This is a genomic window from Magnetococcales bacterium, assembly GCA_015231925.1.
In the GTDB taxonomy this organism is placed as follows: Bacteria; Pseudomonadota; Magnetococcia; order Magnetococcales; family JADGAQ01; genus JADGAQ01.
Genome location: JADGAQ010000050.1, coordinates 1 through 24,306 on the forward strand (window position 1 = coordinate 1; position 24,306 = coordinate 24,306).

Here is a 24,306-nt window from a genome sequence, read left to right on the forward strand (position 1 = left end):
CCACCCCACCCGAAACCATCCCCCGCCCCTCCTCTCCCGCGCTGGCCGCAGCAGCCTTGGCAAAAAAACAAGGGCAATCGGAATTGCCCTTGTTTGCTTGAACAACACCCGAATAGGGTCAAAACGTCCCGAACTCCCCATCGTCCTTGTCATCCAACTCCCTGTCGATGCCGGCGACTTTGTGGCCCTTGGCCTTACTCCCCTGGGAATAGTCCGGCAACGCCGCCCGCCTGGCCGGAACGGGCAAACGTTTGCCACCCTCCCGAACCGTGGAACCACCCCGCGAACCGGACGGAGGCACCCCCCTTGAATCCCCGATCCTGAAGAAACTGATACTCTGGGCCAGATTGTCCGATTGCGACGACAACTCCTCCGCCGTGGCCGCCATCTCCTCCGCAGCACCGGCGTTCTGCTGAATGACACGATCCAACTGTTGAATGGCCTTGTTGATCTGAGAAGCCCCCGTATTCTGCTCCCGACTCGCGGAAGCAATCTCCTGAATCAACTCCGCCGTCTTGCGAATATCCGGAACCAACCGGGAAATGATCTCACCCGTGCGCTCCGCAACCATCACGCTGGAAGCGGACAAGGTGCTGATCTCACTCGCCGCCGTCTGACTCCGCTCGGCGAGTTTTCGCACCTCCGCCGCCACCACCGCGAAGCCCTTGCCATGCTCCCCGGCCCGCGCCGCCTCAATGGCGGCGTTCAACGCCAACAGATTGGTCTGCCGTGCGATCTCCTCGATAATGGCAATCTTGGAGGCAATCTCCTTCATCGCCGCCACCGCCTCACCCACCGAACGTCCACCCTCCTCCGCATCCTGAGCCGCCTGCCGGGCAATTTTTTCGGTTTGCTGCGCATTGTCGGTGTTCTGTTGAATGTTGCCGCTCATCTGCTCCATCGAAGAGGAGGTCTCCTCCACCGAAGCCGCCTGCTCCGAAGCCCCGTCCGATAGCCCCTGGGCCGAACTGTTCATCTCTTGACTGCCAGAAGCCACATTGTCCGCCGCCTGACGCACCTCGGTCACCACACTGCGCAACTTGGTCACCATCTCCCGCAACGCCTCGGCCAACTGACCAATCTCATCCTTCTGATCCACTTCCACCACCGCCGTCAGATCGCCTTCCGCCACCGACCGGGCAAACGCCACCCCCTTGATGATCGGCGAGGTGATCAACGAGGCCAGGAACAGCGCAATGATCACCCCGACCACCACCGCAACCACTATCGTCCCGATGATGATGACACTCGATTCCTGGATCAGCTTCTCCGCCGCCTCACGCGCCGTGTCCAACTGCTGATACCCGGCACCCTCGGCATCCTGGGCCTGCTTGATCACGTTGCCGCCCAATTGAGCCATCTCCTTCAATATACCCCGAAGGGCGTCGTCGTTCTTGATCCAGTTGTTGGCCGCCTCGGAATAGTCCCTGGTCGCCTTGCGGGCCTCCTCGATCAGCTTGACCTGGGCCGGATCCGTGGTGATGGTCTGCAACGTGTCATAGAGCCCCATCAACGCCGGAAGCAACTCCCCCATCTTCTTCCAGGCCACCCGATCCTTGTAATTGACCTCCTCCTTCTCGGCTCGCATGATGGCCAAGGCATTCACATAGATGTTGGTGGTGATGATGTACCGCTGCACGAAGGCGTTCAACGCGGCCGCATCCGCCCCACCCTTCATCGCCGCCGTGTAGGCATCCACCTGCATCTGCAGAAACTGCGCAGCAGCCTTTTCCACAACGCTCCCCTTGGCAACCATCTCCGCAACGGCAGCCTTGTTCGCCTTCAAACCACGTACCCCGGCGCGGTACTTGTCGGCATAGGCCTCCGTGCCATGCCGGGCCGCCTTGGACTGCTCCAGCAATCGGGTATTGTTATGCCTGGTGGCCAACTCATCCACCTTGTCGAGGAACTTGTTCAACTCCTTCACCGCGTTTTCGGCCCGCTGGTGAATCTCATCCTTCTCCTCCAGCAGGTAGTTCTTCTCCTCCATGATGGTGGCCAGAGCCATACGCTCCACACCGGTGGCGTATTCCACCGCCTTGGCGCTATTGTCGGTAATGCCGAAAAGCGCATCGGAAACCTTCCCGATGTAGGTTTCCGCCAGAATACCGAAGATGACGGTGATCAAGACAAGCAACGACGCTCCTCCAAGGATCTTGAACTTGACACTCAGATCGTTAATGCGCATTTCTCTACCCTCCATGCTTGCTTGATACTTATTTTTATTATTTCAGAAAACCAGCACACACAACAATACCAGAGTCACGACTCGCGTCGACCCTGGCACCCATCCACCGGTCCAGCCCCTCGCGGGGTTGCTATATTGAACCACAAATTTAAATTTTTTAGCAATATTTTTTTGTTCGTGATCGGTATCTATTTAAACAATTCGGGGGTTCGGGGACACCACCCCGAACCCCCGAACATTGAAAGAATACCCCCGTCCCGCACCCCGGAATTTCCGGCACGGGCCCAATCCCGTTTACTTGGCTAACCCCACGCTGGAGTGGGCCTCGATCTCGGAAAGCAGGTGCAGCCCGATCTGACGGCCCAATACCACCGCCAGCGCCTGTGCCGCGCCCGGATCCTGCCGCCATCGCTGCGCCGCGGTCTCCTCCTCCTGAAGTTCACGGGTACACAGCAGGCGTTGATCCAGACAAATCCGCCCGATGATCCGCCCGTTCGGATGAAAGATGAAATGGTCCCCACGACCCCGGCCCGACTCCCCGCCGGACACGGCGCAACGGAAACTTCCCAGGAGTTGCCCCCCCTGACGGATGGCGCCCAGAAGCATGGTCCGGGAAGGCAACTCCCCCACCCGCCCCAGATCCAGGGTTCGATCAATCACCAGCCGCCAGGCGGACTCCGGCTTCACCGCCACGGAGAGACTCACGGAAGCCGTCTCCCCGTGTCGGAAAACACCCTCCAAATCCAGCTCCACCTCGACATCCCGCCCCGGCTCGGGAGCCGGATCTCCGACAAATTCGATATCGAACAAACCCACCGCCAGATGATCACCCGCCACTCCCGAACCGTGACAACGCCAACCGTTGGCGATTTCGCTGCGCAACCAGCGACCAAACCGCCCCACCAGATAATATTCCAGCATTGACGAGTGGGCGTTCCACTCCCCGTTCAGCCTGCAAAATGTGGGTCGGGTATCGGGCGTCGGCGGCATGGGCTTGCCGCCCAGGTAAGGACGCACCGCCTTGCGCGCCTGACGGGCGATGCGCTGCGCATCGAGCTTGCCAACCACCTTGGGGATTTCCACATGGGGTTCTCCCAGATGTTCCCGACAGCTGCCATGGCTCATCTCCATGGCCGCGATCACCGCCGTGGTCACCTCGGGATGACTGAGCGGATTGGCGGTTTCAGCCTCCACCACGAAAAAGCTCTCCGGCCCCCCGACATAATAGAGCCCATGACCGTTTTCCCAATCGTTCAACAGCAGATCGTAAACCACCTCCTGCGGATCCGACGACTCGTATTCCTCCACCCGCTGCACCGTCAAGGCAGCGCTGCGCCCATCGCGCATTCCCGCGAGAACCACCCCCGCCTTCAGAACCCCCTCCCCCTGCGACGCCATGTCGGGAATCCCGTCGATCAACCCCCAGGGCGAGACGGCATAACGCAACGGTCCACCCTCTGCCCCACGGCGAAAGGGATGGGTCGCCGTGGTGAAAACCTGTTGCCCGTTCACGGAATAGAGCTTCCGTCCGGCCCGTTTCGGCGTTTCGATCATCACCACCACGCGGGGGCCGCCTGCGGTTTGCACCATATCCCCGATTCGCACCTCGGCGATGCGGCGAACACGGCCATCGGCCATCAGCACCCGCGTCTCCCCGCCGAAACAACTACCGCTGTCGGGTTTGTAAAGGGCCAAGCTGCCCCACTCGCAGAAGCTGTGGCTGTACCCGTCGGCCTCGTTGACGGAGGAGTGGCTGGGCATGTAGGAACCGGTGTAGGAGGTCAACTCGCTTTCCGGCATGGAAGCGGTGATGGTCGACGAGGGCAAATCGGCTCCCGAAAGCGGGCTGTACCAACTGATGTAGCCGCCGTTCCACCATTTCACGGCATCCACCTGCCCCGGAATGCTCATTCCGGCAGCCTTGTAACGGCTGATGGCCCCGTCCACGTCGGACCAGCCCAGGGCTTTCAGTGCAATCCACAGGTTGAACAAAAACCAGGTGGCCGCATTGCTGCTGTCCCCCCCCATGGCAATGGACTGGTTGATGTTGGCGGTAAACTGACCCGAGCTGATCTTCTGGTCCAGCAGGGTGGCCGCAGCACTCGAATTGCCCGAATTGACCAGGCTGCTCCAGGCCTGGGCTGTGGGATTGAAGCCCGCTTTGAAGGTTCCCAGATAACTGGCGGCAAGCGCCGGCATGAGGGCGCTATGGTAATTGCCCAGGGCAGTGGTCAACTTGTTGGCATCCACCCCGACCGATACCTGGGCCCGAATGGCGTCGGTCAGCACGGGAACGGCATAACCTCCCCACCAGGAACCGTTCATGCCGGCATTGACCGCCGCCACCTCGCTGGCCACCCGAGAGCCGGATGCGGACAACACGGCCCCCGGAAAAAAGGCATTGGCATAGCCCGAAGCGGAGCCGTTATAACTGTAGGTCGAACGGTAATAGGCATACCAGGGACCGCTCTCGTCGGGATGCGGAGCGATGCCGTTGTTCGGCAGATTGACCTGCAGCAGATTGGACAAGGCCCCCCGATGGGCGCTGTTCCAATCGGTATCACCGAAATAGGGAAAGGCATTGATCAGGGCCGTCAACTGGGAATTGACGTTCGAGTCGGTAAGACCGCTCAGGGAGATTCCCGAAGGCGGTGCGCTGATCAGTTCCTGGGCCAACTGCTGGGCGTACTGCAAGTAGGTTGTCATGATGCCCCCTCGAAGGAGATGGAAACGGAGGCCCGGACAAGACGCCGGTCAAGCGTCCTGTCCGGGGTGAGCCGGTTTGGCAAGGTCGGTTACGCCACGGTGATGGCGAAATTCACCGAAAGCTGGCCGAGGACATTGCTCGCCGTCAGGGTGTTGGCCAACGTTGCCGCAGTGGTGGCTTTCTGGCCGTTGGGGGCATAGATGCCGGTTTTGCCGTCGAACGAGAGGAAGGGCGGCAAGGTTCCCGTATTGGCATAGTAAAGCGGCGTGCTGGGATTGACCCCGAAGGAGGCGCCGAAACGTTGTGTGGTCGAAGGGGTGGAATTGAGGGCGAACCGCATCTCCTTCATGGTCATGTAGTAGGGGGCCATGCCCGACATCCGCACCGTGAACGGCGTAGAACTCACGGCGCTGCAGGAGAGGCCGTTGCTGACTTTGATCAACCAACCGGAGGCCTGGGAGGGTTGGTAGTTGCCTTTGCTGTCCGGGAAGACCGGCTGGAAGGTGAGCGGAACGGAGACCAGATTGCCGCCGGAGGTGCTGGCCGTGCCGGCAGGTGCGGTCAACCAGGTCTGGGTACGCACCGTGGGGCTGCCGGAAGGCGGCGTTGTCGTGCCCATCTTGGGTTGGAAGCTGACCGTATTGTCGCTCATCAGACTGAGCCACATCGCCGATGGCCCCTTGGTGGGATCGCTTTGCACCAGGGTGCCGATACGGCTCATGCCCAAACCATCGGTTTGCACCTGCCAGACGCTGTTGGGCAGGAAGGTGGCCGAACCCCAGTTGACGGAGCCGTCGCTGGCGACGACCAGGGACTGGTCGTCAACCCCCATACGGAAGCCCGTCATCATCAGGTTGCCTTGGTTGGCATCGGCATACGAAACCACATAGTCGATGGCGCCGCACTTCGAAGGGACGTAGAAACCCGCCGGTTTGGCGTAGTCGTTGACGAAATCCTCCACCGGATCGGGTTGTTTCTTGAACATCTCATAGAGCATGAGTCCCAATCCCACCAAAGCGCCGATGATGGCCAGAGGACCGGCGATGGCGATGATGGAGGCCATGATCCCTTCGGCGGCGATGATGCCGCCTTCGATCGCCCAGCCGCCCACCATGGAGAAGAGCATCAGGGAACTGCTGACGATGTTGACGATATCCGCCGCCAGGGCCACCCCCGATTCCCCGGTGGAAATGAAATAGATGCTCATGCCGATGCCGGCCAGGATGAATAGCGGACCCACCCGGGTGGCCATGAACTCATCCAGGTTGCGCCCGAAAATGCGGGTGGTCCAGGAGACGGCCTTCACGTCGTTCTCCCCGATCATCATCAAGCTGGCGATCTCTTCCCGGATGGCCGTGCTTCCCGCCGTGTCGCCCAACCACTGGGCGGTTCGATTGGAGATGTTGATCAACCCCGCATCCAATTGGCTGGCCTCCCCCGTGGCCAGAATGCGGCTGATGGCGGCGCTCCGTTGGGCGAAGGTCATGCCCTCCACCCCGTAGATGGCATAAATGCGCACCCCGCGTTTCACCACCGCCGCCAGGATCTGCAGCCCCAGTTGCGTCGATGCGAGAATCAACTCGGTGCGTTCGCCCGCGTCCAACTGGTCCCAGCTCTTGTAGGCGGTGAAGAGGTTGAAAATGGCCAGGCAGGTGATGCCACCGATCAACACACTGCCGAACAGTTCCGCCGACGAAGCCAGCTTGGGGTAGGAACTCTTGAACCATGTGGTCCATTTCTGGGCCACATAGGGCAGAGCCATGGTATCGGAGATGATGTTGGAGAAGGAGACGAGAGCCTCGATCGATGCCTTGAGCATGGCCTCCGAATCGTCTTGGCCCAAAATGGCTTGAAGCTGGTTGGCGGCGGCGGCTATCTGGGCATCTTCACTTTGCAGATTCTGATTCACGAAGGTCTGCAGATACTCCTTGATCAGGGAGAAGTCGTCCGCGTCTCCGGTGAAACCGTACATGGTGGGCAGAATGTTGCTGGCCATGAAGGTGTTGATGGTCTTGTTGTAATACTGGGCAAAGGTTCCGGAGGGGTCCAACGCGGTGAGAACGGTGATGTTCTGCTGGAAAAGACGCGCCAGGCTGGTTCCGTCGCTCGATCCGGTACTGATGGATAGCTGAATGGCGATGTTGGCCAGAATGGCCGGTGCGGTGTTGTAAAGGTAATAGACGTATGCCCAGTAGAGCTGATTGGTCTTGGCGTAATCCGCCATCGCGGTAGCCTCGGCGATCAGGTCGCTCTTGAGGTTGGCCGGTGAGGAGGCATCGACGATGACGTTGGTGTTGATATCGGTGATGGCCGACTGAAGGTGGGCGTCGATTTGGGTGGCGTAGGTGGCGGCATTGTCGCGTTGATCGTTCAGATAGTCCACCATGGTGTTGTAACGCTGCCCCCAGCGATATTGAAAGAGCAACTGGCTGTGAGCCTGATAAACGGCGGAGTTGGCCACCTCCTGTTTCAGCCAGGCGGCAGCCCGCTGCCCGTTGAGGTTCTGGCAGTTGGAGTCGGAACCGTTGGCCATGCCCTGGGACATCACGGCGGTGCCAAGAGATTTATACCAGGCGATGGGATCGGCCACCCCCGCCACCGGGGAGTTGGCCACCGTGGCCAGTTCTCCCGTCAGAATCGGCTGATTGATCCCCGGAAAGAGCAGGTTCCAGATATCGGAGGGGACGAAGGAATTCATGATCTCCTGCAGATCGGCCCGCACCCCTTCCTGCACCTGATCCCCCCAGGCTCCGCTGGAATCCTGTCCGAAGGGGGTCATGGCCAGCAGGCCGTAAATCGTCGGGGAGGAGTCGGTCAACGACTCGCTCTGGGCCTCCAGGGAGGCATGCAGATCGGGATGCAGGTCATTGTGTTGCGCGATGCTCTTGATGGCGTTGTCGCTGCTCAGGCGGGTGGCTTTGAGCAACGGGGCGCTTCCCAGGGCCCGACTGCCGTGGGCGTCGAACTTCAGCATTCCCCTGGCGGGCAGTCCCAGGCGCTGCTGATGGGAGGAATCGAGATCCTGCCAGAAGAGGGTGCCCCCCTGCATGCGGGAGTTGGCCACGGGCTGACCGTCGACGTGCAACTTCCCGTTGAAAACCGCGAAGGGGGCCATTCGGGGGCTGGTTTGATAATAGCCCTGGGCCATGGGATTGACCCGGTTCCCCTGAAAGCCGACCAGCTTCCCGTTGGGTGCAATATCGTCGATCTCCAGAACCCCGTTGATGGTGGAGGCGGCGGCATCCTCCACCGCCTGCATCCACCAGGGGTAGACCGTATCGGGACCGGTGCAGGCATCGCCCTTGTCGGGGTCGGGGGCGATGGTGGATTTGAACACCAGATTCCAGACCATCTGGCCGCTTTTCGAACCGAGGGCGAGACTGGCGGTAAAATTGCCCAAAACGGGGTCCCAGGGGATGGCGCCTGTTTGCAGGTCGGCGAATTCGAAGGTGAAGGTGGGGGGCAGAATGGGATCGGTCTTCTGCACCGAATAGGTCAATAACAAGCGGTTGGCCACCCAGGAGGCATTTTTCCAGTCGCTGGAAGAGGTATCCCAGGTGAGTCCGGTCACTTTGCTGCCGTCGGTGATGTAGGAGGCGCCGCAATTCAGGGCCACGTCGCAGGAGAACTGCGCCACGGCGCCGCCGCTGACCGATACGGCGCTTTGCGCCGATCCGACAGCCCCGACGGCGCTTTTGCCGTCGTGGCTGAGATGCAACTGGCCGCCACCGAAGAGGCCTTGCCAACGCAAAGTTTTATCGTGGGCATCGTAGTGGAAGGCTTCCCTCGGCACGGGGGTTTGGTCGAGATAGAGCAGGTCGCCGCCGGGTGCGGCGGGGTTATGACGGATCAGGGTGACCCGCCGGGGGATCTCCTTTTGGGAGTTTCCGTAAGTTGCCATGCGGTGGATGACGAAATCGATCGCTTCCGGTTGAGCTCTCTTCGCCGCCACCATCGGCTTACCGGTATGCATACGAATACCTTGTTTCTTTGCTGCCAGACTTGCGTAAATCATTAGCCTTTCCTTCCTGTTGGTTTCGATGGAGTGGATTTGCCCGACGAACGCCTTCATAAACCGATAGACCAGACGATTTAGATATTTCGTTATTAACCAATAAACTAATCAATATTGATTATTTTCTAATAGATTATTCTTTTAGGTATTATATCTCCCAAAAAAAGAGAATAATTTATTATTTTAGCTATTTCTGATTATTATGATTATACAAACCCCTGCCGGAGTCTCCCGAAAGAGACCCGATCCCGAACGGGAACACGGAGCGCAGGCCACCCCGGCCCGCCTCATCCTTCCGCGACAGCAACACACGCCTTATGGAAAAAGTTTTCCGCAGGACCGGTTTTACGCCGCCCAAAGATCGCGCCCGCATATCAGAATATGTTGTTTAAGAGAACCCTGATGATTACCTTATCGTTTTTTGCTCCTCCGTTTAGTGTCGTTCGCTTCAACTAACATGACCACATGAACCATGTCAAGGCAAATACCGATGAATTTCTTTGACAATCCCCTCTCCACGATCGGTCAACATAGAATAATTCGACTTGTTTGAGTAGTTCTATTTATCCAGCTGTCAGGGGATTTTTTGCAGCGCGAAACGAATTAAGATTTCGATGAAAGCCGATTGATATGCACAAGTATATGACACGGAAGACGTGTCACTATTGGTGACTATTCTAATCTGTATTCTATTTGTGATTTACTTCACGCAAACGAGAACCCGAGGAGAGCCTGGAAGAATCCGACCGGAAAAACGCATCGCCATGGCGGACCGCCCCGGAGCTTTCCCGTTCGGGAATCAGCCGAGGGCCACGGGCTGGGTGATTCCATTTCATTCGTTCATTAATACGGGGATCCGGGGGCGATTATCGCCCCCGCGGAGGTTGGACTCGGGCGCCGCTTTGCGGCGTCCAATCAGGCTTTCCTGCCGAATTGTGGAGGCGGAGCCTCCAAGGTTCTGTTATTGATTTTCTCTTGTTCTTTTATTCCCCTGAAAGGCTCTCCTTCCAGGGGAATAAAAGAACAAAAATAAGTCAAAGACAACACATTGGGGACTCCGTCCCCAAACCCCTGCCGGGGACCATGATGGTCCCCAGACCCCTGCAATAATGCAAAAATGAATCAGAAACGGAATAAGGGGTCCGGTACGGCCCCGGCCGGGTCCGGGTGGTAACTTCACGGATGGGGAGGATGAGACCCTCCCCGGACCCCCGTATGAATGGACAAACGACGCATCCCCAGGGGGACGCGGTTCACTTCGGAAAGACAAAGTTGATGGTGCCCGAGACGCTCTTGTGTTCGTTGCCCGCCTTGTTGAAGACCCCGACGGCCCCCCGGATCGGTTTGCCACCCAGGACCACGTCATCGGCATTGCCGGTGTTCAGAGCCCGTGACATCTCCAGATTCCAGTAGCCGTCCTTCCAGACCCCCTTGGCCTGCACATCCACCAGACTGCCCGATCCGGAACCCGACATCACGATCCCCGGCTCCTCCTCCCCCGCTTTGGCCGCAGGAGCCTTGGCATTGGCGTAAAAAGCCTCCCCGGCGTCATTACGCTTCAAGATATAGACCGTCCCCTTGGGCCCCTGAAAATCGGAGGCATCCTCCAGCGGATCCAGGCTGATGACATGGCTCTGATCTTCCGCCAGACCCACCGCATTGCTGCGCCCCGCCGACCAACGCCACACATCCACCTTGTAACTGGTTTTGGCCAACATGCAGGAATCGTAATCCCCGCCCATGTCGAAACGCACCACGAACTGGTCGTCCCGATTTTCGGAACGCACGTATTTGCCATCCCGCCAACGCCAGGGACGGAACTGCACGTCCGCCGCATCATCCGCCCAACGCGCCGCCAGATAGAACCGTCCGCCGAAGACCCCCACCCGCAAGGCCACCTCCGCCTTGCCGACGCGATTTTGCACATCCTTCTCGACGACCGGGGAGACGCCGACCGCACGGGGGGAAACCCCGGCCCAATCATCCAGGACGCCGTCGATCACCGGCGCGGCTGTCAGGGACTCCACCTTCAGCTCCATCGGGGGCAGCATCGGCGCAACCTCCAGTCCCGGCGACTCGGCCCAAACCGCGCCCGACAGCCCCCCCAACAACATGGCTAACAGTGTGGCGTTCGACTTCATGAGATGCTCCGACGGCTTTTCCGGGAGGGACCACGGGGGGAGATCACTCCCCCCGCAACCGCTGAACTACTCGATGACCACTGAACCTTCCATACCCTGCTGCCGATGGTCCGACTCCGTGCAATACAGGGGATAGCTGCCCTTGGTCACCGGCACGAAGTAGAGATCCAACTGTCCCCCCTTCGGCATCATCTCGATGGCCAGGAAATAGGGGGCCTTGATCTCCCCATCCTTGTCCGACTGCACCTTGCGGGCGGATATCGCCTTGAAAAACTCCGGCGCGGTGAAATAGTGCTTCTTCTCGCCGACATTGCGCATGATCAGCTGGTAGGGCTGCCCCGCCTTGAAGACCAGCTTGTCCGGGGTGTAATTGTGTTCTTTCAACTCCACCGTCACCTTCTCCACGGCCTTCCAATCCACCGCGTCCACGATCTCCTTGCGCTTTTCGATGGGATCCATTCCCTGCACCCCCTCCGCCAGGACCAGGCCCGCCGAAAAGACCACTCCCGCCGCCAACAACCCCATAGCCCGAACCATTGCCTTCACGTATCCGCTCCTTCACCTCGTTCAGCGACAAAAATAGTCGATCACTTCGCCCGTTTGTTCAAGAACCACATAGGTGTCGAAACACGACCCGCCGGTGTAAACCCATCCCTCCGAAGCCGGACGGCCCACGAGAGTCACATCCATGATCTGTTGAGGCTGGCCAAAACGTTGCACCAACTCGTCACGATTGCGCCCGATCATCTCGCGCCCTCCCGATGCGGACTTCGCCTTCGCCTGACGCACCTCCGGGGCGGCGGGGGCTCCGGCCTCCGGTTTGATCTCCGCCTTGAGGCACCCCCCCATCAGCACGGCCAGACACAACACCCCGATTTTACGCATGATAACCGATCCTCCCCAAAGAGTCATCCTGATCGTACATCCCCCACCTTCCACCGGAAATGTCTGTGAAACAATACGCGGCAGCGGTAAAAAAAGTCCCATCCGCTCGGAAGGAGAGGATGGGCAAGGTACAGCACGGTTCAATCAGTTCAGGGAGGCCGCCGCGGCGTATTGGTTCGACCGGGCGTCGCATTCCGTGAAGTGCGCCGGGAACGCCTCCATGGGAGAGAGCAGCGGGAGGATGTCCTGAGCGGGAACGGGAGGGGAGAAGAGAAAGCCCTGCACCTTGTCGCAACCCATGCCGCGCAGGAAACTCATCTGGTCTTCGTTGGCCACCCCTTCCGCCACCACGTAGAGGTTGAGGTTCTTGGCCAGGCTCAGAATGGTGCGGGCGATGCTGGCGCTCTCCGCATTGCGCGCCACGTCCCGGATGAAGGACCGGTCGATCTTCAGGGACTGCACCGGATAGGTGGAGAGATAGCTCAAGGAGGAGTAGCCGGTGCCGAAATCATCGATGGAGATGTGCAACTTCTTCTCCCGCCACCGTTTGAGCACGGAGAGAACCCGCTTCTGATCGCCGAGGAAGAGGCTTTCGGTGATCTCCAGTTCCAGCCAGCGGGGATCGAGTCCCGTGTCGGTCAGGGCGTTTTCCACCGCCTCTTCGAGGCCGTCCTTGAGAAACTGCCGGGGGGAGACGTTCACCGCCATTTTGATGGGAGCGTAACCGGCCTCCTGCCAGCGCACGTTCTGTTGGCAGGCCTCCCGCAGCACCCACTCCCCGAGGGGCACGATGAGGCCGCTCTCCTCGGCCAGGGGCACGAACTGATCCGGCGACACCAGGCCGAATTGCGGGCTGCGCCAGCGCACCAGCGCCTCCACCCCCACCAGCCGACCCGTGGCCACGCAATACTGGGGCTGATAGTGCAGGAAGAACTCACCCCGCTCCAAGGCCCGCTGCAGCCCCTTCTCGATGTTCCAGCGCCGCATGGCCATCTCACCCATCTGCTGGGTGAAGAACTGCGAACCGCTGCCGCCACGGGCCTTGACCTGCCCCATGGCGGTTTCGGCATGCTTGAGCAGGGTGTCGGGATCGCTTTCATCGAGGGGGAAGATGGTCACGCCGATGCTGGCGTGAACCCGAAGGGACTGATCCCCGATGCGGATGTCCTGATTCAGGGCCTGTTGCAGCTTCTCCGCCACATGCCCCAGGTGCTGCACCTCCAGAATGTTGGTGGCCAGCACGGCGAATTCGTCGCCGCCGACCCGAGCCACCGTATCCCCTTCCCGCAGGGCATTCCGGAGGCGCGCACCCACCGCTTTGAGGACCTGATCGCCAAGGGCGCGGCTGCCGGCGCCGTTAATCTGGCGAAAACGGTCCAACCCCAGCCACAGCACCCCCACAAGCTGATCCGTGCGGCGGGCCTGAGACAGGGATTGGCTGAGACGATCCTTGAAGAGAATCCGGTTGGGCAGCTCCGTCAGCGGATCGTAATGGGCCAGATACTTGAGTTGCTCTTCGCTCTCCCGCATGTCGGTCAGATCCGACAACACCCCCACGAAGTGGCGGATCACGCCGTCCTTGTCCCGAATGCAGTTGATGGTGCTCCACTGGGGATAGATGTCGCCGTTCTTGCGACGGTTCCAGATGTTGCCCTGCCACTGCCCCTTGCTCAACAGGGATTTCCACAGCTCGGCGTAAAAGGCGGCGTCGTGACGACCGCTTTTGAGAAAGCGCATGTTGCGCCCCAGCATCTCCGCCTCTTCGTAGCCGGTCATGGCCTGGAAAGAGGCATTGGCCGAACAGATCGACCCGCTGGCGTCGGTGATGACCACCCCTTCCTGCACACTGGCGAAAACCCGCCGGGCCATGTCGAGGCCGGCTTCCCGCCCCTGGACCAGAACCCCCGCCTCCCGGGATGCGACCACCACTACAGGGCGAATCAGCTCCTCACGCGACGGCGGGGGCGAGGCAACCCCTCTCTCCAGCACCGTCCGGGGATCCTGACCAGCCAGGAACAGACCCTTGCCCCAGGCAAAGCCCGAGTAGGCCGTGCGATAGGCCACCCAGGAGACCAGAGACAGGGAAAAGTAGAGCAGCAGAGCTGTTGCCAACCCCTGCCCCCCCTGATGGGGAGCAGGCAGGGGAGTGCCGGGAACGATAAATGTGAACAGAGTTGCAGCCAGGGGGAGTATGATCAGAATCCACAGTCGGACATGCATGGCGGGGTTCCTCGGCACTGGGGCAACGATTCTTCACAGATGCTGTTTGACCTATCTCAATTTGAGTGCCAACCCGCATTGCCCCGATTCAACCCCTGAAACCGGTGAAACAGCCCCTTTTCGCCCCCTCCGGCCCCATTTTCTTCCCATTTGTGGGAACAACGACAAGGCCTGTTTCCCGCAAACAGGAATTGATATCTTTAAGAAGCATCTTCCACCGGACCGTTCACCACCAGGCTTTGGGGGAATCGGCATGGGTGACGTTGTGGCAGCGTTCGCAGACCAGCGGCGAAAAAGCCACCTTGCCGTGACAGACCCCGCAAAACTGACCCCGCAAAATGGCGTTCATGGTCACCACATTGCCTTTGGCCACGGGCAGAAAGATGTCAGGATGGCAGTTGCCGCAATCGAGCCAGCGGGTATGGGCCCCATGGGGAAAGGTGACGTGGGGCATGTTGCGGGTGTTGGTCATGAGGATCGTCGATTCGAGACTCTTCATGACCCCCTTGCCGCCGGTATCGGCCCGGGGGGCGATCAGCCCACGGGAGAGGGTCTCCACCCAGTTGGTGGCCCCCAACCGGTCCACGGGAAAACCCTCCATGCCTCGGGCCGGATCTTGCAACAGGCTCAAGGAACGGTTGGCCGTGTCGTGAAGGCCATCCCCGGCCAGCCAGGTGCGATGTTCCGCAAGATCGCCGGCAACGACCGGAAGTGAGAGCAGACACAACAGAAGCATTTTCGACCAGCGGATCGGCAACACGATTCAATTCCTTCCAAGGCAGGCAATGAACGACGATTCCATCCTTGCAACCTCCTCGCCGAATACGGATGGCGCCAAACCGCCCCTGCCCGCGCCGTTTCCCCTGGTGCGCTTCTTTTCCATCACCAGTCTGCTGGCCATGATCGCGGTGGCGGTTTCGTTGGGCTGGTTTTTTCACAAGATCCAGATCGACAACCTGCTCCACATCGGCGAACGGCAAAACGTGGCCCTGACCCGGGCCTTCGCCAACACCCTCTGGCCCCTGCTGCAGGGCTACCTGCGCGAAGTGGAACGGCTCGGCTCCGACGAACTGCCGGTTCACTCCCTGCTCTCCAGCCTCGACTTCACCGTGCGCCATCTGGTCAACGGCATCGACGTGGTCAAGGTCAAACTCTACGACAAACGGGGCCTGACCATCTACTCCAGTCAGTCCAGCCAGATCGGCCAGGACCAGTCGGGCAACTTCGGTTTCCAAACCGCGCTGCAAGGCGGGGTGACCAGCCAGTTGACCTATCGGCACAAGTTTCCCACCTTCGACGGGGTTCTGGAAGACCGCAACCTCATCTCCAGCTATGTGCCCCTGCGCAAGAACGGCGAAATCCTGGGGGTCTTCGAACTCTACTACGACGTGACCGACACCATCGACCAGCTCGATTACACCCGTCGCCAGGTGATTCTGGTGCTGACCGGCTTCTTCCTGGCCCTCTACGGCATACTGTTCGTCATCGTGAGCCGCGCCCAGCGCCTCATCCAGGCCCAGCAATCGACCCTGATGGTCTATCTCGACGAGATCCAAAAGTCCAACCAGCTTCTGGAGGAGCGGGTTGGGGAACGCACCAAACGCCTCTCCGAAGCCAACGAGGCCCTGGAGGGGGAGATCCAGGAGCGCCGGCGCACCGAAGTGGAGCTGCGCAAACTCACCCGCGCCGTGGAACAGAGCCCCGCCTCGGTGATCATCACCGATCTTTCCAACCGCATCGAGTACGTCAATCCCAAATTCTGCCAGGTGACCGGTTACACCCTGGCCGATGTCCAGGGACAGGATCCCCGCATCCTCAAATCGGGCCGCATGTCGCGGGAAGAGTACCAGAAGATGTGGCAACACCTGCAGCGCTACCACGAATGGCGCGGGGAGTTCCTCAACCGCCGCAAGAACGGCGAACTCTTCTGGGAATACGCCTCCATCTCGGTGATCCGCGATCCGCGCGGGGTGCCCACCCACTACCTGGCCGTCAAGGAGGACATCACCGAACGCAAGCTGGCCGAGGAGATGATCCACCGCAACGAAATGCGCCTGCGCACCATCATGGACAACGTGGTGGAAGGCATCGTCACCACCGACGGCGCGGGCATCATCGAATCGGTCAACCAGGCGGTGGAAAAGATCTTCGGCCTGGAAGCCCGGGATCTGGTGGGCCACAACATCCGCCTGCTGGTGCCCGCCGAACACCGTCCCCATCACGACGCCTACATCCGGCGCTACCTGGAATGGTTCGAGAAAAACGTCAAAATTAACGTCACCAGTCCCCTGCGCAGCGAGATCTTCTTCGAACGGGAGGTCGAGGTGCAACGCGCCAACGGGGAGAGTTTTCCGCTGGAACTGACCGTCAGCCACGTCTGCCTGGATGATCGCGCCCAGTTCATCGCCACCATGCGCGACATCAGCGAACGCAAGAAGAGCCTGGCGGATCTGGAAACCGCGCGGCGCAAAGCCTTCCAGCAGGAGAAGATGGCCGCCGTGGGCACCCTGGCCGCCGGTATCGTCCACGAGATCGGCAATCCCATCGCGGCCATCTCCGGTCTGGTGGAAGCCCTGCTCGACAACCTGCCCGACACCCCGGACCAGGAGACGCCCCGCGAACATCTGCGCCTCATCGAACAGCAGATCGAACGCCTGCTCTCCATCACCCGGGAGGTCTCCGAGTTCTCCCAACCCCAGACCGATACCCGGCAACTGGTGGACCTGAACGGTCTGATCACCTCCACCCTGCGCATCATGCGCTTCGACAAGCGGGTGCGCCACCGGGTGGAGTGCCGCAGCGATCTCGATTTCGATCTGCCGGCGGTCAACGCCTCGGCGGACCAGTTGCGCCAGGTTCTCATCAACCTGATCATCAACGCCGCCGACGCCCTCTCCTCCGCCCAGGTGGAGCAACCCTGCATCCGGGTGGTTTCCCGGAAACAGGGGGACTCGGTGTGGGTGGAAGTCGAGGACAACGGCCCCGGCATGGACGAATACACCCGTCACCATGCCTTCGACGCCTTTTTCACCACCAAACCCGTCGGCAAGGGCACGGGTTTGGGCTTATCCTTGTGTTTCAACATCATCACGGAGCACAGTGGGGAGATGGCCATCGACAGCACCCCTGGCCAGGGCACCCGCGTCGGCTTCCGCTTGCCGGTGGATGCCGGCGGAGAGTAGCGTCATGGAAACACCGTTACAGATACTGGTGGTGGACGACGAACCGGCCATCCGGCAGGTGCTTCAGGGCACCCTGCGCAAGGCGGGCTATCTGGTCGATCAGGCCGAGGACGGCGAGGCGGCCTTCGCCATCCTCGAAAAGGGGGTGGTGGACGTGGTCATCTGCGACATCCGCATGCCCCGCATGGACGGCATCGAGCTGGTGAAGAAGGTGCGCAGTCAGGGGATGGACACCCAGTTCCTCATCATGACCGCCTTCGCCTCGGTGAATACCGCCATCGAGGCCATGCGGGCCGGGGCCTACGACTACATGATCAAGCCCCTGCGCAAGGAGGATCTGCTGCACCATCTGGTGCAGGTGGGCAACATCATCCGTCTGCAGGACGAAAACCGCACCCTGCGCCAGATCACCCGCGGTCAGGGCATCTGCCCCCTCGACTCCCCGGCCATGCAGCGCCTGGACCGCCAGATTCAAAAGGTGGCCCGCACCGACCACACCGTGCTGATCACCGGGGAGTCGGGCACCGGCAAGAGCGTGCATGCCCGCGCCATCCACGATGCCAGTCCACGGGCCAAGGGCCTCTTCATTCCGGTCAACTGCGGCTCCATCCCCGACCACCTGCTGGAGAGCGAGTTCTTCGGCCACGTCAAGGGGGCCTTCACCGGGGCGGACCGGGCCAAAAAGGGCCTCTTCGCCGAAGCGGACAACGGCACCCTGTTCCTGGACGAAATCGGCGAGTTGCCCCTGCATCTCCAGGTCAAGCTGCTGCACGTCCTGGAGCAGAACCAGATTCGCGCCGTGGGCAGCGAACAGTTCCGCCAGGTGAACGTGCGCATCATCGCCGCCACCAACAAGAACCTCAAAACCATGGTCGGCGATGGCACCTTCCGGGAGGATCTCTTCTTCCGGCTCAACGTCTTCGCCATCCACATCCCGCCGTTACGGGAGCGCTCCCAGGATCTGGAGGTGCTGGTGGACCATTTTCTGCACAAAAACGGCGCCAAGATGGGCGGAGGCGTGGTGCTGACCCTGGCCCCGGAGGCGCGGGAGGCCCTTTTGGCCTACGAATGGCCCGGTAATACCCGTGAGTTGGAAAATGCCCTGGAAAGAGCGGCCATTCTGACCGAAGATGGTCATATCGGGCTGGAGGATCTGCCGGCCTCCGTGGCGGACTGCGCCCCCTCCGCGCCTCGCAGCGGGGAAATCTTCACCTCGGGTGGATCCAAAACCTTGCGGGACCGCATGCGGGACATGGAAATTCAACTGATTCTGCAGGCCATCGAGGAGGCCAACGGGGACCGTCGTCTGGCGGCCAAGGAGTTGGGCATCGGGCTGTCGAGCCTGTATCGCAAACTGGAACAGGCCCAGGTGCCCAAACTGTAGAGGAGAGAGGCGAATGATCGGCAAAAAAGGATTCTATGGGCTTTTTCTGGCCACCCTTCTGGCGGCGGGAACGGCTTGGGCCTCCCCGGAGGATGACTACAAAGAGGGCATCAAGGCCCAAAGTCGGGACGACCTGCAAACGGCGATGAGCTCCTTCAAACGGGCCGCCGAGGCGGGACACACCAGGGCCATGGCGCGACTGGCCATCATCCTCGACCGGGCGGAAGAGAACGATGCCGCCCTGGTCTGGTTCCGCAAGGCCGCCGATGCCGGAGAGGCCGCCGGATTCCTGGGCATCGGCGTCATGATGACCAACGGTGACGCCGGCCCCAAAAAGGAGAAGGAGGGGCTCGCCATGATCGAAAAGGCCGCCTCCATGCAGTATGGCCCGGCCATGCTGGTTCTGGCCAAGGTTCACCTCCTGGGGGAGTTCAACCAGACTCCCGATCTGAACAAGGCCCTGTCACTGCTGGAAAAATCCGCCGATCTGGGCTACGTTCCGGCCATGAAGGAGCTGGCCCGCCTCTATAAGGCCGGCACCCCCGACATGAAACCCGATGCCGCCAAAGCCAAAAGCTGGGAGGAGAAGGTCAAACAATCCCCCAACAAGAAGAGCGACGACCTGTGAGAAGAGTCCGCTTCCTGGCGATACTGCCCTGGATCCTGGCCGCTCCCCTCTTCGCCGCCGACCCCTTCGAAGGCAAGGAGCTTTACAAGAAGAACTGCGCCCATTGCCACGGCATGAACGGCAAGGCGGGTCTGCCGCAATCACCCGATTTCGCCCGCAAGTCCGATCCCAACAACGGACTGCTGCGCAGCGACACGGCCCTGTTGAACCGTATCCGCCAGGGGGGCGCCGGTTGTCCCTCCTTTCGGGCGGTTCTCTCCGATATCGAGATCCTGGATGTGGTCGCCTACATGAGAAGCATGAGAAAATGAAAAAATTAACCGTGTTATGCCTGCTCCTGGGGCTGACCTGGGGCTGCTCGCCCGCGTCGGACAGCTCCTCCCCCCCGGAAAAAGCCAAGACTCCGGACAAACCCCCTGCCGCCCCGGCCAAACCGGCTGAAACCGCCCCGGCCAAACCGGCTGAAACCGCCCCGGCCAAACCGGTCAGCGAGGCGCTGCCGGCCACCCCCACGATCCTGGAGTCCTACGACGTGGGCAAGGATGTCTACGTGCGCTCCCTGCTGGTGGAAAAAGATAAAAACCGCCTCTGGGTGGGCACCTCCGTCGGGGTCATGGAGATCGATCTGGGCAACGGGCAGGTGGTCAACACCTTCACCCGGGATCACGGTCTGGCCAACGAATATGTCTTTTCCATCGGGGTCGACCGGGACGGGGCCAAATGGTTCGGCACCAACGCCGGAGGGGCCTCCCGTTACCAGGACGGCCAGTGGAAGACCTATTTCCCCATGCACGGTCTGGCGGACTACTGGGTCTACTCCTTCGCCCAGCATCCCGACGGCGGTTTGTGGATCGGCACCTGGGCGGGGGTCAATCGTCTCGACCTGAATACCGGGCGCATGGACACCTACATCAAGGAACTGATCAACGAATGGGTCTACGCCCTGGCCATCGACGCGGAAAAACGGGTCTGGTTCGGCACCGAAGGGGGCATCAGCCGTTTCGACGGGCAGCAGTGGCTCTCCTGGACCCATGCCGACGGACTGGGGGCGGAAAACGTGGAGAGCCTGCCGGTCAGCACCAACACCGGACTCGGCACCCGCAACCGGCATGATCTGGGGGTTCTTTCGGGAGGCATGTCCACCTACAATCCCAACTATGTCTTCTCCCTGGCTCTGGAGGGTAACGGCGCTGTCTGGGCCGGCACCTGGGGGGGCGGGGTCAGCCGTTTCGACGGCAAGGAGTGGCGCAGCTACTCCCGCAAGGAGGGTTTGCCGGGCAGCATCGTCTACAGTCTGACCCATGACCAGGGCGGACGGCTGTGGGCCGGCACCAGCAACGGCATCGGCTACTTCGATCAGGGCCGGTGGCGCGCCCTGGCGCAGAACCATCTGCTGCTGGGCGCCCATGTTTACGCCCTGGCCGTCTCCCCCGCCAACGAACTCTGGGCGGGCAGCCGGGGCAAGGTTTATCGTATCGGATTGGCGAACAAGGGATAAGGAGACGCGCGTGCAAGATCAAGGCAGGAATCTTTTGCTGTTGGCGGGTGTCGCCACTCTGGTAACCGGGGCCTACATGCTGGGCCGCCAGCAAGGCAACGTACCGGCAGCCCCCGCCAAGGCTCCCGCGGCGGTCGCGAGCGCCCCCGCCGCACCGGCGGCCCCCAAAGCGCCGGCTGTGACCCCGCCTGCGTCCCCGGCCCCGTCCAGCCCGGCGGCGGCCAAAAGCCCCGCTCCCCTGCGCAGTGGCGGTTTCGATCCCCTGAGTACGGATCTGAAACATCCTCCCGTGCCGGCAGCGGCGGCGGGCACTGCGGCGGCGACCGCGCCGAAGGGCAAGTTCACCCATTTCCGGGTGGGCAATCGCAACGTCAAGGCCATGTTCGCCACCGGCTCCCAGGTATGGGTGGGCACCTCCAGCGGGGTGATCCGTTACGAGGTGGACAAGGACGACTACAAGCTCTTCGACGTGCGCAACGGCAGTCTGCTGGCCAACGGCGTCTTCCACGTCGGCAAGGTCGGCAATTCCATTGCGGTGGGCACTTACGGCGGCGGGCTCTCCTTGTTCGATCCCGCCACGGAGAAGTGGGAGTCCTTCAACATTCCCCAGGGGCTGGCGGACGCCTTCGTTTACGGGGTGTTGCAGGCCAGGAACGGGGATGTGTGGATTGCCACCTGGTCCGGAGCCAACCGCATCGTGGGAGGCAATCTGAAGGATCGCAGCCAGTGGCAGACCTACACCGTGGAAAACACCGGGGGCGGTCTGCCCAACGACTGGGTTTACGGTTTGGCGGAAGGGCTGAACGGCGACATCTGGATGGCCACGGAAGGTGGACTGGCGCTGTTCCGCGAGAATACGTGGCAGCACTGGACCCACAAGGAAGGGGTGGGAGCGCCGTATGAGAAGGTGAAGTCGCAGAACGAGTTCGACAACGATCCCAGCCAGGTTTCCAGCCATCATGCCCGGCAGAAGCAGGAGCAGGGGCTGGGCGAAGTGACCACGGCCTACAATCCCAACTACATCATCTCGCTGGCGGTGGATTCGAAAGGCGAGGTGTGGGCCGGCACCTGGGGTGCGGGACTGGCCCATTTCGACGGCAAAACCTGGACCAATCAGACCAAGGACGACGGCCTGCCCTCCAACCACATCTTCATGCTGACCCTCGACGACAAGGACCGTCTGTGGGTGGGCAGCAGCGGCGGCCTGGCCCTGCGCAAACCCGACGGCACCTTCGACGTGCGCACCACCACCGAAGGGCTCTTCTCCAACAACGTCTTCTCCATGACCTTCTCCAACGACGGCTCCCAGTGGATCGGCAGCTACGGTGGCGTGGCCCGCATCTATCCGGAGGCGGGGAAGTAAAAGAGGGTTGCCTCTTTTCGGGAATACGGGGGTCCGGGGGGGATTATCCCCCCCGGCGGGTCCAGGGCAACGCCCTGGGACTTTTCCTTCCATCCGTATCAAAACAAGGTGAATGCCATAGCCCGCCCGGCGTTTCCGCGAAGGGCCGCCATAGAACAAGCCCTGGCCTTTTCAGCAGCAATCGTCACTGGTGTTGTAAAACCGGTTCGCCCGAGGAATTGATACGCAGAATCGGTACGTCGTTCCCAACAAATACCGAGTCAGGGCGTGTCACGATTGGGAACAGGTTGATTATCTTTTGGGAGGGACTTCATGGGGGTTTCAGCAGCGGTAGTCTCTTCGATGAGAAGGGTGTCATTATTTGCGTAATAGTAACGCCCGACGGGTTTATGAAATATTTTATCAGCCGATTCCGCGATTATTCCTTTTTCTTGCTTTATTCGCATTCCTTTAATAAAATTCGCATGGCTTTGTTGAATTTCGTCGGGGGTTTTGCCTGTATTGGCCAACCTACTTTTAATAAAGAACGTATCTTCATTGCTAGCTGGATCTAAGTTCAGTGGCATTACATCTTTTGCGATATACCCGCATTCTCCCCCCTCTTTAAACGAACTCAGCAACACAGGAACTTTTAAAGGCAGTCCTTCCACAAGGGGTGGCTCAAAACCGGTGGCGACGACAGCTGCAATTCGGGAAGCTGGTGTCCATTTGAATTTCCAGATTGTGCGCTCATAGGCGGTGAGGACAATGACGACCGGCTTTTCAGGCACATTGACGATAACCTCCACAACTTTTTCCCCCTTCGGGCCAATTTCCTTGAAGGTCGAACCCGGCATAACCCCCATTCCACCAAACAGCACAGCATCTTCAGGAATGTTCTTTCCCGGAAACCTACACGATTTATTTTTTTCTATCTTTACGAATTCTATAAATTGGGGAATTTCACGCCTATCATTCTTTCCTTTTGAATTCAAATAACTAGTCACGAACGATTCGATGTTTTGAGATGTCCACGGAAATAAGTGACTTTGGCCATACAGCATCTCACAAAATCTAATATCATTGTCTTCTTTTGTGGAAAAACAAGCATTAATTATTGGACTAACCCCGTACCCAGCAACTTTTTCTGTTATTTCGAAGGTTTCAATATAGCTTTTCTCAAACCCATACCTTCCAAAAGAAACCTTATCTAGAACAACCCTTTCCTTATGCTTTAATGTTATCTGCGCAGGAACATCTCTTCGACAGATCTGGTCGGCAGGACAAAGAAAAGAACTTACAACCTCATACGCTCCACCCGGATAGTTGCAACGATAGTTCAAATGGTTGGGGTGATAGAGCCCTTGCTTTGCCCACTCCCGGAGCAGAGCATCTGCCTGTATATCATCACGATCCTCTCCCATACTATATAGTTGATCATTGGTTACCGAGAGGTGTTCAACTCTGAAATATCGAGACTGAGGAATACAAGTTATCGATAACAAATCAATAAAATAGTCAGCATAGCCATAATTTGCAACAAATTGAAGCATAATAACAAGAAAACCAATTACTCTGCGCCGCATAACCTACTCCTTATACTTGACTAGTTATTGTCACCAACGATACGAAAAACACTTCAAGCGTAAACGTCAGACCCTGAAACGCTAAACAATACAACATATGGTCATAAGAATGTTTAGGCATCAATAAAACAATTCGGAACATCCGCACCAATGAGACAGGAAACCGGCGGAATAGGCCGCACGATGAAGACATGATACCTATTCACATGTTTGACATTCTGTTTGCAAGGAAAATTGGATAGACAAAAGACCATTGATCATCCGGAAGACAATTACGGGAACCTCAAAACCCGCAATCCGGGAAACCTGCCCCACCCGACGATCTGTCGGGACGTGACCCCGGACGGGCGATCAGGGGCTTTCCAGTGCCAATCAAAAAGACGATTGGCGTTGAATGGCCTTCAGCCCCCTTCAAGTGTTCTGTTTTCCTCACCTTTCAGGGGTGACTTGACGCTGTTTTCGCCGCAGGGGCCGAAATAGCGCAAGGAGTGGCGTGGCAAATGTTGGCGCAGGCGGCTCAAGACCACCTG

The 24,306-nt window shown here is 59.7% G+C and carries 15 protein-coding genes; 6 read left to right on the top strand and 9 right to left on the bottom strand.

Translation table 11 applies throughout. The annotated features are described in order from the left end of the window. Positions 1 to 118: 118 nt before the first annotated feature. The 8 genes from HQL56_07615 to HQL56_07650 all read right to left on the bottom strand — a co-directional run bounded on the left by HQL56_07615 (position 119) and on the right by HQL56_07650 (position 14,892). A complete protein-coding gene (locus tag HQL56_07615; GenBank protein MBF0309376.1) occupies positions 119 to 2,188 on the bottom strand; it encodes a HAMP domain-containing protein in 2,070 nt (689 codons plus the stop codon). 294 nt (positions 2,189 to 2,482) lie between these two features. Further along, on the bottom strand, positions 2,483 to 4,894 hold the full coding sequence (locus HQL56_07620; GenBank protein MBF0309377.1) for a hint domain-containing protein: 2,412 nt from the start codon (positions 4,892 to 4,894) through the stop codon (positions 2,483 to 2,485). A gap of 89 nt (positions 4,895 to 4,983) precedes the next feature. After that, positions 4,984 to 8,850 carry a hypothetical protein gene (locus HQL56_07625; protein MBF0309378.1) on the bottom strand — a complete coding sequence of 1,289 codons (3,867 nt, stop codon included), beginning with the start codon at positions 8,848 to 8,850 and terminating at the stop codon, positions 4,984 to 4,986. A 1,313-nt stretch (positions 8,851 to 10,163) separates the two neighbouring features. Beyond that, positions 10,164 to 11,051, bottom strand: coding sequence for a hypothetical protein (locus tag HQL56_07630; GenBank protein MBF0309379.1), 888 nt, complete (start codon positions 11,049 to 11,051; stop codon positions 10,164 to 10,166). A gap of 66 nt (positions 11,052 to 11,117) precedes the next feature. After that, the gene (locus HQL56_07635; protein MBF0309380.1) at positions 11,118 to 11,597 is read right to left on the bottom strand and encodes a cupredoxin domain-containing protein; all 480 of its coding nucleotides are present in this window, start codon (positions 11,595 to 11,597) and stop codon (positions 11,118 to 11,120) included. A gap of 21 nt (positions 11,598 to 11,618) precedes the next feature. Next, positions 11,619 to 11,936 (bottom strand): hypothetical protein, encoded by a 318-nt coding sequence (locus HQL56_07640; protein ID MBF0309381.1) that lies wholly within the window; start codon positions 11,934 to 11,936, stop codon positions 11,619 to 11,621. A 144-nt stretch (positions 11,937 to 12,080) separates the two neighbouring features. Then, positions 12,081 to 14,156, bottom strand: a complete 2,076-nt coding sequence (locus tag HQL56_07645) for an EAL domain-containing protein (GenBank protein ID MBF0309382.1) — start codon at positions 14,154 to 14,156, stop codon at positions 12,081 to 12,083. Between the two features lie 226 nt (positions 14,157 to 14,382). Continuing rightward, a complete protein-coding gene (locus tag HQL56_07650) occupies positions 14,383 to 14,892 on the bottom strand; it encodes a hypothetical protein (protein ID MBF0309383.1) in 510 nt (169 codons plus the stop codon). Between the two features lie 49 nt (positions 14,893 to 14,941). Between HQL56_07650 and HQL56_07655 the strand changes: the two genes are divergently transcribed. From HQL56_07655 to HQL56_07680, 6 genes are all read left to right on the top strand, one after another. Continuing rightward, on the top strand, positions 14,942 to 17,338 hold the full coding sequence (locus HQL56_07655; GenBank protein MBF0309384.1) for a PAS domain S-box protein: 2,397 nt from the start codon (positions 14,942 to 14,944) through the stop codon (positions 17,336 to 17,338). Positions 17,339 to 17,342: 4 nt separating this feature from the next. Further along, on the top strand, positions 17,343 to 18,722 hold the full coding sequence (locus tag HQL56_07660) for a sigma-54-dependent Fis family transcriptional regulator (GenBank protein ID MBF0309385.1): 1,380 nt from the start codon (positions 17,343 to 17,345) through the stop codon (positions 18,720 to 18,722). A 13-nt stretch (positions 18,723 to 18,735) separates the two neighbouring features. Continuing rightward, positions 18,736 to 19,350: a sel1 repeat family protein gene (locus tag HQL56_07665; protein MBF0309386.1), complete on the top strand. Its 615-nt coding sequence runs from the start codon at positions 18,736 to 18,738 to the stop codon at positions 19,348 to 19,350. Beyond that, the gene (locus HQL56_07670; protein ID MBF0309387.1) at positions 19,347 to 19,661 is read left to right on the top strand and encodes a cytochrome c; all 315 of its coding nucleotides are present in this window, start codon (positions 19,347 to 19,349) and stop codon (positions 19,659 to 19,661) included. Before HQL56_07665 ends, HQL56_07670 begins: the two co-directional genes overlap by 4 nt. Further along, a complete protein-coding gene (locus HQL56_07675) occupies positions 19,658 to 20,848 on the top strand; it encodes a regulator (protein ID MBF0309388.1) in 1,191 nt (396 codons plus the stop codon). Before HQL56_07670 ends, HQL56_07675 begins: the two co-directional genes overlap by 4 nt. Before the next feature lie 76 nt (positions 20,849 to 20,924). Beyond that, positions 20,925 to 22,211 carry a regulator gene (locus HQL56_07680; GenBank protein MBF0309389.1) on the top strand — a complete coding sequence of 429 codons (1,287 nt, stop codon included), beginning with the start codon at positions 20,925 to 20,927 and terminating at the stop codon, positions 22,209 to 22,211. Between the two features lie 260 nt (positions 22,212 to 22,471). On the opposite strand, the gene HQL56_07685 is transcribed toward HQL56_07680, so the two are convergent. Beyond that, complete coding sequence (locus HQL56_07685) at positions 22,472 to 23,776, bottom strand: hypothetical protein (protein MBF0309390.1); 1,305 nt, start codon at positions 23,774 to 23,776, stop codon at positions 22,472 to 22,474. Positions 23,777 to 24,306 lie beyond the last annotated feature (530 nt).